The sequence below is a fragment of the Deinococcus marmoris DSM 12784 genome, assembly GCF_000701405.1.
Classification (GTDB): domain Bacteria; phylum Deinococcota; class Deinococci; order Deinococcales; family Deinococcaceae; genus Deinococcus; species Deinococcus marmoris.
This window is the reverse complement of record NZ_JNIV01000054.1, coordinates 1-12,257: the sequence shown is the minus strand read 5'-3', so window position 1 is coordinate 12,257 and position 12,257 is coordinate 1. Positions and strand designations below refer to the sequence as shown.

Annotated in this window: 13 protein-coding genes and 1 tRNA gene; 8 read left to right on the top strand and 6 right to left on the bottom strand. The window is 67.3% G+C overall.

Annotation, left to right across the window (positions count from 1 at the left end; translation table 11 throughout):
• Positions 1 to 40 precede the first annotated feature (40 nt).
• Entirely contained in the window at positions 41 to 1,597 is a 1,557-nt protein-coding gene (gene bshC, locus Q319_RS0113530) for a bacillithiol biosynthesis cysteine-adding enzyme BshC (protein WP_029483020.1), read from the top strand.
• A 45-nt stretch (positions 1,598 to 1,642) separates the two neighbouring features.
• Here the strand turns inward: bshC and ftsY are convergent, their stop codons facing one another.
• Complete coding sequence (ftsY, locus tag Q319_RS0113525) at positions 1,643 to 2,599, bottom strand: signal recognition particle-docking protein FtsY (protein ID WP_029483019.1); 957 nt, start codon at positions 2,597 to 2,599, stop codon at positions 1,643 to 1,645.
• 130 nt (positions 2,600 to 2,729) lie between these two features.
• Positions 2,730 to 4,517 carry a GAF domain-containing sensor histidine kinase gene (locus Q319_RS0113520; protein ID WP_029483018.1) on the bottom strand — a complete coding sequence of 596 codons (1,788 nt, stop codon included), beginning with the start codon at positions 4,515 to 4,517 and terminating at the stop codon, positions 2,730 to 2,732.
• A gap of 240 nt (positions 4,518 to 4,757) precedes the next feature.
• Between Q319_RS0113520 and Q319_RS0113515 the strand changes: the two genes are divergently transcribed.
• From Q319_RS0113515 to Q319_RS0113500, 4 genes are all read left to right on the top strand, one after another.
• Positions 4,758 to 5,834: an Mrp/NBP35 family ATP-binding protein gene (locus Q319_RS0113515; RefSeq protein ID WP_029483017.1), complete on the top strand. Its 1,077-nt coding sequence runs from the start codon at positions 4,758 to 4,760 to the stop codon at positions 5,832 to 5,834.
• Positions 5,831 to 6,514, top strand: a complete 684-nt coding sequence (locus tag Q319_RS0113510; protein ID WP_029483016.1) for a helix-turn-helix transcriptional regulator — start codon at positions 5,831 to 5,833, stop codon at positions 6,512 to 6,514. The genes Q319_RS0113515 and Q319_RS0113510 overlap by 4 nt, the downstream gene beginning before the upstream one ends.
• An 82-nt stretch (positions 6,515 to 6,596) precedes the next feature.
• A complete protein-coding gene (locus Q319_RS0113505) occupies positions 6,597 to 7,202 on the top strand; it encodes a 2'-5' RNA ligase family protein (protein WP_051655381.1) in 606 nt (201 codons plus the stop codon).
• 119 nt (positions 7,203 to 7,321) lie between these two features.
• Positions 7,322 to 7,397 (top strand) — tRNA-Trp (locus Q319_RS0113500).
• Between the two features lie 122 nt (positions 7,398 to 7,519).
• On the opposite strand, the gene Q319_RS0113495 is transcribed toward Q319_RS0113500, so the two are convergent.
• The 4 genes from Q319_RS0113495 to Q319_RS0113480 all read right to left on the bottom strand — a co-directional run bounded on the left by Q319_RS0113495 (position 7,520) and on the right by Q319_RS0113480 (position 10,865).
• On the bottom strand, positions 7,520 to 8,884 hold the full coding sequence (locus Q319_RS0113495; protein WP_029483014.1) for a sensor histidine kinase: 1,365 nt from the start codon (positions 8,882 to 8,884) through the stop codon (positions 7,520 to 7,522).
• Positions 8,885 to 8,924: 40 nt separating this feature from the next.
• Positions 8,925 to 9,587 (bottom strand): response regulator transcription factor, encoded by a 663-nt coding sequence (locus Q319_RS0113490; RefSeq protein ID WP_029483013.1) that lies wholly within the window; start codon positions 9,585 to 9,587, stop codon positions 8,925 to 8,927.
• 102 nt (positions 9,588 to 9,689) lie between these two features.
• Positions 9,690 to 10,421 (bottom strand): hypothetical protein, encoded by a 732-nt coding sequence (locus Q319_RS0113485; RefSeq protein WP_156039339.1) that lies wholly within the window; start codon positions 10,419 to 10,421, stop codon positions 9,690 to 9,692.
• Positions 10,422 to 10,502: 81 nt separating this feature from the next.
• On the bottom strand, positions 10,503 to 10,865 hold the full coding sequence (locus Q319_RS0113480; RefSeq protein WP_029483011.1) for a YkvA family protein: 363 nt from the start codon (positions 10,863 to 10,865) through the stop codon (positions 10,503 to 10,505).
• 417 nt (positions 10,866 to 11,282) lie between these two features.
• Between Q319_RS0113480 and rplU the strand changes: the two genes are divergently transcribed.
• The 3 genes from rplU to Q319_RS0113465 all read left to right on the top strand — a co-directional run bounded on the left by rplU (position 11,283) and on the right by Q319_RS0113465 (position 12,179).
• On the top strand, positions 11,283 to 11,585 hold the full coding sequence (rplU, locus tag Q319_RS0113475; protein WP_029483010.1) for a 50S ribosomal protein L21: 303 nt from the start codon (positions 11,283 to 11,285) through the stop codon (positions 11,583 to 11,585).
• Between the two features lie 17 nt (positions 11,586 to 11,602).
• Positions 11,603 to 11,887, top strand: coding sequence for a 50S ribosomal protein L27 (gene rpmA / locus Q319_RS0113470; protein WP_029483009.1), 285 nt, complete (start codon positions 11,603 to 11,605; stop codon positions 11,885 to 11,887).
• A gap of 88 nt (positions 11,888 to 11,975) precedes the next feature.
• Positions 11,976 to 12,179, top strand: a complete 204-nt coding sequence (locus tag Q319_RS0113465) for a hypothetical protein (RefSeq protein ID WP_156039338.1) — start codon at positions 11,976 to 11,978, stop codon at positions 12,177 to 12,179.
• Positions 12,180 to 12,257: the final 78 nt, after the last annotated feature.

Sequence of the window (12,257 nt, the reverse complement as noted above, 5' to 3'; positions counted from 1 at the left end):
TGATCCCCGGTTTGCGCCGGGGCGGGAAGGAATGGGCGGTATGGCGCGGAATATAGCGGCGGAGTACAGGGCCGGAGGGCTGGAAGAGTTCTTCCGTCTTCCGGTGGACGCAATGAAACAGGCTCAGACCGAGGTCAGGTCAGACCTTGACCGGGGGGCGCTGGCAGAGGCTTTGCGCCAGTATCACCAGAATCTGGGAACGCTGGACAGGACCGTGGAGGAGGCGCTGTCCCGGCTGGCCCACCCCGCGTCCAGGGTGATCGTGACCGGGCAGCAGGCGGGGGCACTGACCGGCCCGGCCTACAGCGTCCACAAAGGCGCAGACGCCGCGCTGCTGGCCCGCAGCCTGAACACCGAAGATGCCCCGGTGGTGGCGATCTACTGGGTGGCCAGCCAGGACCACGACGCGGCAGAGGTGGCCAGCACCAGCCTGCTGGACATGTCGGAAGTGCTGCACCGCCTGACGCTGGACGTGCCCGAAGGTGTGCCGGTGGGCCGCGTGCCGTGGCAGCAGGAATGGACCGCTCAGGCTCTGGCCTTGCTGGACGCTTTCGATGCGCCGCCCGAATACACCGCCGCTGTGCGGGCGCGCATTCTGCGGGCGGTAGAGGCGGGCGGGAGCTACGCCGACGTCTTTGCACGCCTGATTCACGGTCTGCTCTCCCCTGCTGGCCTTGTCGTGCTGGACCCCCTGCACCCCGCGCTGGCCCGGTTGATGGCCCCCACCCTGGCGCGTGAACTTGAGAACCCGCTGGCCTCCTCGGCAGCCATCGAGGACGCGGCGGCGCGGCTTCTGGCCCAGGGTTTCACCCCGCAACTGCGCCGCGCGGCAGGGGCCACCAACCTGTTTGTCGAGGAAGAGGGTGGCCAGCGGCGACTCCTCAAGCTGGACGGGCAGACTTTCAGCACCGACACCCGCGAGTACACCCGCGCCGATTTGCTGGCCGTGCTGGACGCCGATCCCAGTCGCCTGACCCCGGCGGCGGGTCTGCGCCCAGCAGTTCAGGACGCGCTGCTGCCCACGCTGGCCTTCGTGGTGGGGCCAGGGGAAATCGCGTATGGCGCGCAACTGCGGGAGGTCTACGAACTGCACGGCCTGAAGCAGCCGGTGCTGTGGCTGCGCCTGACCGTGACGTGGCTGGAGCCGAACGTGGCCCGCCTGCTGAGGCGACTGGGCGCGACGGCTGCCGAGCTTCAGACCGATCCCGAGGGTGTCCTGGGCCACGCCCTGGCCCGTGAACGCGGCGCGGAAGCGGTCACGTCCAAGAAACTGGCGGAGATAGATGCCCAGCTCCGCGCCGTGATGGACGAAATTGCCGCCCTCGATCCCACCCTCGTCGGCGCGGCGGAGCGCACCCGCTCCCGCGTGACCGGGCGGGTCAGCCGCCTCCAGACCCAGGCAGTGCGCGCGCTGGCACGTCAGGAAAATGACCGCAGCGGGCAACTTACCCGGCTCAAGGCACATCTGCTGCCGGGCGGTACACCCCAGGAACGCGAGATGAACTTCCTGACCTATCTGCTCAAGCACGGTGAAAAGCCGCTGGAGCTGCTGCTGGCGCTGGAGCCGGGGTGGCGGGGAGAGATCGAGATCCCGTGACCAGGATGGGGAGGAACGGCGTTCTCATTCCTCCCCACCGCTTGCCTACGCCCTGGGCACCTCCACGTCGAACAGCGCCCGCACGAAATCCTGACTGTCGAAGGGTTGCAGATCACTGGCGCTCTCGCCCACGCCGATGAACTTGATCGGCACGCCCAACTCGCGCACGATGGGAATCAGGATGCCGCCCTTGGCCGTGCCGTCCAGCTTGGTGACGATCACGCCGGTCAGGGGCGTGGATTCGTGGAATTTCTTGGCCTGTTGCAAGCCGTTCTGGCCGGTCACGGCGTCCAGCACCAGCCAGACCTCGGCGGGTTCGCCCGGATCGGCCTTCTCGATCACGCGGCGCACCTTCTTCAACTCTTCCATCAGGTTGTGCTTGTTGTGCAGGCGTCCAGCGGTGTCAACGAACAGCAGATCCGTGCCACGGGCGGCGCGGGCGGTGGCGGCGTCGTAGGCCACGGCGGCGGGGTCTCCGCCATCGGTGCCCTGCACCACCGGCACGCCCAGGCGGTCTCCCCATTCGCCCAGTTGCGCCCCGGCAGCGGCGCGGAAGGTGTCGCCCGCCGCGAACATCACGCTGTTGCCCCGGCCCATGTAGTACTGGCCCAGCTTGGCAATGGTAGTGGTCTTGCCCACGCCGTTGACGCCGATTACCATGATCACATGTCCACTGGGCTGCACCGACACCCTGCTGGCCTGCGGCGAGAAGCCCAGCTTGCGGAATTCGGCGCGGCTGGCGTTCGGCTCGAGTTGCAGGGTCAGGGCGTCCATCAGCGCCTGCTGCATGTTCTTGCCCTCGCTGCGGCGCACGTCCTCCAGAATTTCCTCGGTGGCGGCGCGGCCCACGTCGGCGGCGATCAGCGCGTACTCCAGATCCTCGATGGTGTCCAGACGGTTGTTGAACACGTCCTTCACATCGTTGCCCAGAGGCCCAGCAGTCTCGTTGATCTGTGCGCGGGTCTTGCTCAGGCCGCTGCGCAGGCGTTCGAGCCAGCTCACAGGCGGCCCATACAGTGAATAGATTTAAGAGAAAAGAGAGATGACGCGATCATGAACACACCATAGCGCCCGCTGCCTGGGGCAAAAGAGCAACCGGTGGGGAGATTCCCGGTGTGGGGGGCAGGCGAGTCTATGCCTGCGGCATCTCCGCCTCGATGGTGGTGCCCCGGCCCGGCGTGCTGAGGATGCGGTACTGGCCCCCTCTGGCCTCCAGGCGTTCGCCCATCTGGATCAGACCCAGACCGCCCGCACTGCTGACCCGTCCGGTGACCGCCTCCAGATCGAAGCCCGCCCCGTCGTCCTTCACGCTGAGAAGAACCCGCCGCGCGCCGCCGTCCAGGGTCACGCGCACCTCGCCTGCGCGGGCATGTTTGGCGACGTTGTTCAGGCTTTCTTGCAGGATGCGGAACACCACGGCCTCGTCGCCCGGCGAGAGCTGGACCTCTCCGGTGACCTCCAGACTGCTCCTGATGTTGTTCTGCTCGCCAAAGTCCAGCACGTAGCGGCGCACCGTTTCCAGCAGGCCGTAGCGTTCCAGATCGATGGGCCGCAACGCGAAGATGCTGCGCCGCACCTCCTTGATCTGCTCGCGCAGCAGCGCCGTGGCAGAGCGCACATCGGCCTCGGCCCGCGCGGGATCACTGTGCAACTGACGGGCCACCACGTCCAGCTTGAGGGCCGCGAAGGCCAGCGACTGCGCCACGCCGTCGTGGATCTCGCGGGCAATCCGGGCGCGCTCGTCGCTGATCGCCAGTTCCTCGGAGTACAGGTAGGCGCGGGCGTTGCGGACCGCCAGGGTGGCCTGCCCGGCCATCAGCGCCAGCAGCGACACGCGGGCCGCCTCAAAGACGCCCTCACGCGGATCGCCCAGCATCAGGACGCCCAGCAGCCCTTCCTCGTCACGCATGGGGAGACCCAGCACGCTGCGGGCTTCCGGGAACACCTGACACGCCTCGGCCCCGGTTACGATCAGCGGCCCGCTGGACTGCGCCACCCGCGCGGCAAAGGCCGGGGCTACACCGCCGCCTGGCGCGTCGTTCCGGCTGGTTCCGTCGCCGCTCATTCCACCAACTCCACTGCCGCTGACCTCGCCGCGTCGGTCCTGGGCGTATTCCAGCCGCAGCACGCCGTCCTCGTCACTCAGGTACGCCGCTCGGGCCTCCGCGCCCACCCGGCCCGCCATCGTCCCCGTCACGCGCGACAGCAGGCGGCGCATGTTGCGCTCGGCGCGGATGCTCTGGTCCACGCTGTACAGGGTCATCAGGTCCAGGGTGCGCTGGCGGGCGGCCTCCACCCCGGTGGCCACTTCGGCGGCCAGCGCCTGCGCCAGTTCCGCCGTGTCCGCGCTGGGCGGGGTCTCGAAGTGCAGCAGCAATGCGCCGCCGCCAGGAACACTGACCTTGAGCGGGTGCAGGGCGGCGCTGGGGGCGCTGAGCAGGGTTTCGCCGCGCGCCGTGCCGCTGAGGCCGCCAGGAACGGTCAGGGTGGCGTGGGTGGCTCCGGTCACGCGCACCGCGCCGCGCGCGGCCACTTCCAGCACCGCGCCCAGATCGGGTGCGCCGCCCAGATCGCGCATCAATTCCTGCACCCCCTGCAAGCGCCCATGCGAGGCGCTGAGCTGCCCGTACAGGTCACGCAATTCAAGCTCGGCGCGTTCGCGGGCGCGGGTGCCCTCGGCGATCCATTCCACGCTGAAAAAAGTCGCGGCGGGGCCTACCAGACCGTAAAACAACAGGTGCGCCCACAGCTCGCGCTGCCCGTTGCCCAGCAGCGAGATGGCCAGTTCCACCGCGCCCACCACCAGCACGATCAGCGGCGGCAGCAGGTTGCGGACCAGCCGAACCCGGTCCGACAGCGTCGCGCGCGGCACGGCGGGGGGCCGGGCGGGCGGTCTGCGGGTGGCGGGAAGCTCGGTCATGGCCCCAGTCTAGAGGGGGAAGTGCGGTGGGGTCAGTAACTTCCGGTGCGGGCCAGGGGAACCCAGGCGGAGCAATGAAGAGCTTCGCAGGGTCAGACGACAGGCGCGGATTCTCTGCCGTGACGGGTTCACATCTTTGACACGGCCACACCTCCCACCGCCGTCCACCACGCCCTGCCCACTGCCCACTGTGAGCGCGTGGCTTGCCCCCTACTCGGCTTTGCGGTACTACTAGCCCATATGCATGACGCCGTGATGGCCGCCCTGGGCACTGTGAACGATCCCGAACTGCACCGCGATCTGGTCTCGCTGGGCATGATCGAGCGCGCCGAGGTGGTGGCAGGCGTGGCCCAGATCAAGGTCAACCTGACCACTCCCGCCTGCCCCCTGAAAGGCCAGATCGAGAGCGAGGTCCGCGCGGCGGTGCTGGCTGTTCCCGGCGTAGACAGCGTGCAGGTGACCTTTGGCGCGACTGTGCGGATGGCCGCGCAACCCGCCCTGCCCGGTGTCAAGCATGTTCTGCTGGTGGGCAGCGGCAAGGGCGGCGTGGGCAAGAGCAGCGTGGCGGTCAATCTGGCGGCCTCGCTGGCGGCGGACGGCGCGCGGGTGGGCCTGCTGGACGCCGACGTGTACGGCCCCAGCGTGGCGCACATGCTGGGTCAGGGCGCGGCCCGCGTGACCGCCAACGCCGAGCGCAAGATGCAGCCCCTGGAAGCGCACGGCCTGAAGTTCATCAGCATGGCCAATCTCTCCCCTGCCGGACAGGCTCTGGTGTGGCGCGGGCCGATGCTGCATTCAGCGGTCCAGCAGTTCATCAAGGACGCGGCCTGGGGCGAGCTGGATTACCTGATCGTGGACCTGCCCCCCGGCACCGGGGACGTGCAGCTTTCCCTGACGCAGACCGTGAATGTCACCGGGGCCGTGATCGTGACCACACCGCAGGACGTGGCCCTGATCGACGCGGCGCGGGCCATCGACATGTTCCGCAAGGCCAGCGTGCCAGTGCTGGGCGTGGTGGAGAACATGAGCTACTTCGTCGCGCCGGACACCGGGAATGTCTATGACCTGTTCGGGCGCGGGGGCAGCCGCAAGCTGGGCGAGCAGTACCCGCTGCTGGGCGAGGTGCCCCTGGACATGGACGTGCGCCAGGACGCCGACGCCGGGGTGCCCGCCGTGCTGGCCCACCCGAACACCCCTGCCTCGCAGGCGCTGATCAGCGTGGCGCGCAATCTGGCCGGACAGGTCAGCGTGCTGGCCGTGAACAAGGAGTTGGCGCAGTCCCTGGCCGACTTGCCGGACCAGTTGACCGTCGTATGACGGCGGGGTCCAGCGACGCGCCCTCCCCTTCCGCAGCCTTCCCGGAACCGCTGCCGTCCGCCCCGCCGGAGCGCACCAAGGTGCGGTTGCTGGAACTGGTGCAGCGCCACGGCCCGCAGACCGCGCAGGATCTGGCCGCGCGGCTGGAGGTCAGCGTACCCGCCGCGCGCCGTCATCTGGGCGACTTGCAGGAGCAGGGACTGCTGGTCTCGCGCACCGAACGCCCCGGCGGGCGCGGGCGGCCCCAGCACGTCTTCAGCCTGACCGAGCGCGGCGAGGCAGGTTTTCCCCGCAGCTATTCCGGGTTGTGCGTGGACGTGCTGCGCCACGTCGAGGACCTGTTCGGCCAGGGCGCGGTCCTGAAGGTGCTGGACGCCCGCAATGTGGAAATCGCGCTGCGGATGCAGGCTGAGTTGCCGGAGCATCTGCCGCTGGCCGAGCGGGTGAGGCGGCTGGCGGAGCTGCTGGCCGATATGGGCTTCGATCCCGTGCTGGAGCAGGACGGCGCGGACTGGTGCCTGACCCAGCGCAACTGCCCCAATCTGGCGGTGGCCCGGCAGTACAGCCAGCTCTGCGACTCCGAATTGAACCTGTATGCCGAGCTGCTGGGCACGCAGGTGGTCCGCGAGACCCGCATCGCCTGCGGGCAGGGCGCGTGCCGCTACCGCATCGTCGGTTAAGTCCCATCCAGCGGCTCTGAAGCTGACTGAAAGATGAGACGGTGAGATCACGCGGTACAGTGGTCCCCAGGACTCCCCTGCCATGACCTATCACCCGCCCCCCCCCGCCGGATCACCCAGCCCCGAACCGCCCAGGCCGCTGTACAGCCTGGTGGCGTGGCCTCCACAGGTGCTGGACACCTGGATGCGCCGCGCCCAGGCTGCGCTGAACGTCAGCGGCTTCGGCCTGCCCCACCTGAACCTGCGCGCCCCGTTCCAGACCACCCTGGACAGCCCGGAGCTGGTGTCCGCCTTCCGGGAGGGCCTGCGCGGCGAACCGGCCCTGGAGGTGCGCGTGCGGGGCTGGAAACGCCTGAGCGGCGTCATTTTTCTGGAGTTCGAGCTGGACCCGGCGCTGGCAGACCTGCACGCCCGGATGCTGGAGATCGGCCCATCCAGCCGCGCGCCCTACGACGGCCCCGATTACCGCCCGCACCTGACGCTGGCGCTGGGCATCCTGCCGTGGGCCGAGGACCTGCTGTGGGAGCAGGTGCAAACACTGACGCCTCCGCTGGACCGCTTCATCGTCCAGGCCCTGAGCCTGACCCGTGAGGAACGCGGCGAGGTCCAGGAACTCCACACCTTCCCGCTGTTCCTTCCGCCCGAGGAAGACGAACCGAGAACCGAGGCCGGAGCTGCGCCGAGCTGATTGGTCTGAAAGTGAAGTCCTTCTATGCCTTGCACCGCTTCGCAGGCTCTGCTACTCTGTCCAGGCCCGCGAGAAGACGCCGTCTTCCGGTGGGTGGGTAGTCCGCAACATCCTGGCGAGGGTTCTTAGCTCAGTTGGTAGAGCATCGGTCTCCAAAACCGAGGGTCGTAGGTTCAAGTCCTGCAGGGCCCGCCAAATTATTCCCCGTATTACGCGGGGTTTTTTCATTTCAAACAATTTTGCCGTGGGGCTTTGTTAAGTTTCTGGGGTGAGCCTCTGGAGTAACGGATGAGCGACGCCTGCCATGCCAGACGCGATTACCCCGGCAACCGCAACGTTGCCGTGAAGCCCTCGCCCGGCGCGCTGCTCAGGGTCAATGTGCCGCCGTGCAACTCGGCGGCGCGGCGGGCCAGCGCCAGACCCAGGCCGTGGCCCTCACCGCTGCGGCTGGCGTCTGGGCGGTAAAAAGCCTCGCCCAGCCGGGCCAGCACGTCCGCCCCCACGCCGGGGCCATCGTCGTGGACGGTGATGGTGGCCCAGCCGTCTGCCTCCGCCAGCGTCACCGTCACGGTTGCGCCGGGGGCGTGGCGCACCGCGTTCATGGTCAGGTTCCAGATCGACTGGCCCAGCAGCACACGGTCTCCCGGCACGGTCACGGGCTGCGGGGCGGTCAGGTCCACGTCCGCCTCCGGGGCCAGCTCGCGGGCGCGGTCCACGGCGTCGGCGGCCAGCTCACGCAGGGGCACCGGGGCGCGGGCCAGTTGCGAGGGGTCACGCGCCAGCAACAGCAGGTGATTGGTCAGCGAGGACAGCCGCGTGATATCGGTGCCGATCTCCTGCAAATCGGCGCGGTAGCGCGCGGCGTCGCGGTCACGGGCCAGACTGCCCTCCACACGGGCGGTCAGGGCGGCCAGCGGCGAACGCAGGTCATGCGAGGCAGCGCGCATGAATGCCTGTTCGCGGTCACGGGCGTCGGCCAGCCGGCCAAAAGTGCCTTGCAGGGTCAGCGCCAGCCGCGACAGTTCGTCGTCCTCGCCTGCGCCGGGCAGGGGGCGGCGAAGCTGTGCGCCCTCGCCCACCTCGCGCGCCGCATTTTCCAGTGTCCGCACCGGGCGCAGCAGCCGCCCCGCCACGAAGGAGCCTATGCCCAGCGCCAGCAGCAGCGCCAGCGGCAGCAACCACGCCAGCGCCCACGTGAACGCCTGTCTGGCCTCGCCCAGCGCCCGCGCGTCCGAGATCACGGTCAGGCGCAGGTCCGAGCCGCGCAGCTCCTGCACGGTCAGCAGTTGATCGCCGCTGGCCCGGACACCCAGGGGCAGGTTCAGCGGCACCCCTGCTGGAAAGCGGGTGGTGTGCTGTTCAGAAAATGGCCCACCGCCGGGAAGCTGGATTCTCACCTCCACCGTGCGGTTTTTTCCCCTGGCGTCCACCAGTGTCTCCAGGGTGTCCTGCGTGATCGCTACGCCATCCAGCCCGAAAGGCCAGTTGCGGTCACTGGCCCGTTGCAGGGCCGCTTCCAGCCGCACGGCGATCACGGCGCTGGTGGTCAGCAGACGCTCCACCTGCGCCTGCCGCAGAAAACTGTTGACGGCAAAGTACAGCCCCGTCGCCACCAGCAGCACGGCCAGCCCAGTGGCCAGCGCCGAGAACAGCGCCAGCCGCAGCCGCAGGGTCAGGCGCATGGGCGGGTCTGTCCTCTTCCCTGCCCGGCTCCATTTCCTCTCAACGTTCCACCCGGTAGCCACGCCCGCGCTCACTGCTGATCGCCTCCGGGGCCAGCTTGCGGCGCACGTAGCGCACGTACACGTCCACGATGCGGGCCTCACCGCCAAATTCCGGTCCCCACACGCGGTCCAGCAGGTCCTCGCGGGTAAACCAGCGTTCCGGGGACAGGGCCAGCGCCTCCAGCAGCGAGTATTCGCGGCCCGTCACTGCCACCTCTGTGCCGTCCCAGGTCACGGTCCGGGCCACGGTGTCCAGCGTGCCGCGCCCGTCCGTGAACGTCACCTGCGGCGCGGTCTGGCCCCGCTCCCGCCGAGACAGCGCCCGCAGGGTAGCCAGCAGTTCCGGCACGGCGAACGGCTTGACCAGATACGCGTCGCCGCCCAGATCCAGCCCCTGCACCCGGTCCGCCAGATCGCCGCGCGCGGTCAGGAACAGGACGGCAGCTTCCACGCCACCCGCGCGCAGTTCGCGGGCAATCTCGAAGCCGTCCATGCCGGGCAGCATCACGTCCAGCACGATCAGGGGAAAGTCGCCCAGCAGCGCGGCCTCCAGTCCCTCGGGGCCAGTCTGCGCCCAGGTCACGGCATAGCCTGCCTCGCGCAGCGCGTCCACCGTCGGCCCGGCGATGCGTGGATCGTCCTCTACGAGCAGTAGGCGCATATAGGGGCCAGTCTAGCGGGCGGCGTTAAAGGGAGGTTAGGGCAAGTAGAAAAAGCAAAAAGCCCGCCTGCACGACGCGGGCGGACCGTCAGGACTGCGAATTCAGCGCAGGAAGAAGTTGTTCAGTGACAGGCTCGCCAGTTCAGAATCGGGGGCAAAGTAGATCCACTGCACGCCTGCCGGGGAGCCGTTGCGGACAGCGACCACGCTGCTTCCTGCCTTGATCGTGCCCGTCGTGCTGTTCCAGCCCCGGACTAGCGTGAGATCGAAATCTGCGGTGAGGAGGCTGCTGTCCTGCTGCTTGCAGGTTTCCATCCCTTTCACCGTAACGGCCCGGTCGGCGTAGATCAACACGCCCGTCGTGACTGTGAGGTCACCATCGCTGGAAACGTTGAGAGCCGCCGATTCAAACCATCCACTTTTCTGCGCCTCCGCATAGAACGCCGCAGTGGTATTGAGGGCCGCCGGATCGCTGATCACGAATGTATTGCTGCAATTCTCGCTGCTGACCGCAATCTTCTGCAAATCGCTGTCCTTCGGGTCAGCCAGCGTGGCAAAGGAGAATTTGCCGTCTGCCCCGAGAGGCGTACGGCCCAATGCTACAGAGCCGTCCTGAGCGCTGCGAGCAGCGAAAACGACACTGCCAGCCCCGCCCGTCCAGGCACTGGTTCGCAAAATGACCTGCCCATTCTGTGAGTCGAACTTGCCCTCAACCACTGTCCCGCTCGCAGTCTTAGTTGCAACTGGAAGCTGAGAGGAAGGAGGGGCGACATTGCTATTGCAAGACGCGAGAAGTAATGCTGGGATCAGCAGAAAAGCAAAGATCGATTTCATACGGCGTGAAATTAGCATGAAGATCTGATGAAAAAATATTAATTTCCGTACATCAGGATTTCCGGTCGAATCGGCCCCTTTCTATGCACTCAGTCCCCGCCACAGCCCCCAGACCAGCAGACCCAGTCCCAGGATCAGGCTCGCCCCCAGCGCAGGCAAAAGCCACGGCAGACGCCTTTGCAGCGCGGCGCTGCGGGCGCGGGCGCTCAGCAGCACCGGGGCGGGCAACGAGCGGGCCGCCAGCGCCAGAATGGCGGGAACCACCAGCAGGTCGTCGCCCAGACCCACCAGCGGAATCGCGTCGGGAATCAGGTCAACCGGGCTGAGGGCGTAGGCCAGCGCCAGCAGCGCCCCCAACCGCGCCGTCATGGGCGTGCGGGCGTCCCACACCGCAAACAGCAGGGCCAGCGCGTCGCGCCAGATGGGTTTAAGGCGGGTGATCACGCCCTTCTATACGCGGCGCGGTGAACCGAAGTTCCAGTCTCTGGCCCCTCGCCCCCGTCTTTTGCTATGCTATGACCTTGCAGCGGTGGGGCATCCAGCCCAGCCGCGCCGGAGGAAAGAGAAAGCGCGACTCGATCAGCCCCGTTTCAGAAGGCAGGAGTCCAGGTGTACCGCGAGGACACCTCCACAGATACGGGAACACGCACACCACACACTTTCTGGCCCTGCTCCGGCGGGCCGTGTGACCCGTGCCCACCCCGTTGTCTGGAAGTTCTCTTCTTCCCCGGCAATGGGGCGTTCCCGTTTGTGTCTGCTGTGTGTTAAAGTTCCAAGTTGATGTGCTGCGCCCACAGAGGCGCGGCGAGAGAGGCCACGTCCGGCAGCGTTCCGGCGGCGGCAGCACAAGGAAGGTAAACGATGTTTGCAATTATTCAGACCGGCGGCAAGCAGTACCGCGTGCAGGAAGGCGACGTGATCCGCGTGGAAAGTCTGGCGGGCGAAGCAGGCGACACCATGGACCTGACCCCCATCTTCGTGGGCGGCGACCAGACCCTGTTCGGCGACGCCGTGAGCAAATTTGTGGTCAGTGCCGAAGTGGTGGAACACGGACGCGGCCCCAAGATCTACATCCGCAAGTACAAGAGTGGCGTGCAGTACCGCCGCCGCACCGGTCACCGCCAGGATTTCACGGCGATCAAGATCACGGGCATCAAGGGTTAAGGGGAGGCTGAACTGATATGGCACATAAGAAAGGCGTAGGTTCGTCCAAGAACGGACGCGACAGCCAGCCCAAGTACCTGGGCGTCAAGAAGTTCGGCGGCGAAGTGGTCAAGGCCGGAAACATTCTGGTCCGCCAGCGCGGCACCAAGTTCAAGGCTGGCCCTGGCGTGGGCATGGGCCGCGATCACACCCTGTTTGCACTCGAGCATGGCCGCGTCGTGTTTACCAACCGGGGCAACACGGGCCGCTTCATCAGCATCGAAGCCGCGAACGCCGCCCCCACCGAAATCGCCGCCGACTGAATCAGGCGCGTGGGAAACAGCCGGGAGCCTGCGGGTTTCCGGCTGTTCTCTTGCCCGGGTGCATCCCGCTGAAATGGGATGATGGTGCATGGCAACAGAACGGGAAATGCTGAGTCAGGTCATGGAACGTCATCTGGATCAGCTTTTAGAAGAGTCTGAGGGGCAGCTCAGCGTTGCTGAGCTGGAACAGACCCTACTCCGCCAGCAGAGTCCACTCATGCGAGAACTGTTTCAGACCCTCATTGACCTGCGCCAGAAGCAGGATTTTTCCCCCTCAGAGCAAACCGACTGACCCGGAGTGGCGCAAGGATGGACGCACGACGCTGCTGATTCACGGCTGTTGGGGAGCCGTGAATGTTCCCGCCCAGAC

What these genes read in the sequence shown, in the direction of transcription:
- bshC (WP_029483020.1), top strand. Translation starts at nt 41, where the DNA reads ATGGCGCGGAATATAGCGGCGGAGTACAGGGCCGGAGGGCTGGAAGAG.
- Q319_RS0113520 (WP_029483018.1), bottom strand. Translation starts at nt 4,517, where the DNA reads ATGACCGAGCTTCCCGCCACCCGCAGACCGCCCGCCCGGCCCCCCGCC.
- Q319_RS0113515 (WP_029483017.1), top strand. Translation starts at nt 4,758, where the DNA reads ATGCATGACGCCGTGATGGCCGCCCTGGGCACTGTGAACGATCCCGAA.
- Q319_RS0113510 (WP_029483016.1), top strand. Translation starts at nt 5,831, where the DNA reads ATGACGGCGGGGTCCAGCGACGCGCCCTCCCCTTCCGCAGCCTTCCCG.
- Q319_RS0113505 (WP_051655381.1), top strand. Translation starts at nt 6,597, where the DNA reads ATGACCTATCACCCGCCCCCCCCCGCCGGATCACCCAGCCCCGAACCG.
- Q319_RS0113495 (WP_029483014.1), bottom strand. Translation starts at nt 8,884, where the DNA reads ATGCGCCTGACCCTGCGGCTGCGGCTGGCGCTGTTCTCGGCGCTGGCC.
- Q319_RS0113490 (WP_029483013.1), bottom strand. Translation starts at nt 9,587, where the DNA reads ATGCGCCTACTGCTCGTAGAGGACGATCCACGCATCGCCGGGCCGACG.
- Q319_RS0113485 (WP_156039339.1), bottom strand. Translation starts at nt 10,421, where the DNA reads ATGAAATCGATCTTTGCTTTTCTGCTGATCCCAGCATTACTTCTCGCG.
- rplU (WP_029483010.1), top strand. Translation starts at nt 11,283, where the DNA reads ATGTTTGCAATTATTCAGACCGGCGGCAAGCAGTACCGCGTGCAGGAA.
- rpmA (WP_029483009.1), top strand. Translation starts at nt 11,603, where the DNA reads ATGGCACATAAGAAAGGCGTAGGTTCGTCCAAGAACGGACGCGACAGC.
- Q319_RS0113465 (WP_156039338.1), top strand. Translation starts at nt 11,976, where the DNA reads ATGGCAACAGAACGGGAAATGCTGAGTCAGGTCATGGAACGTCATCTG.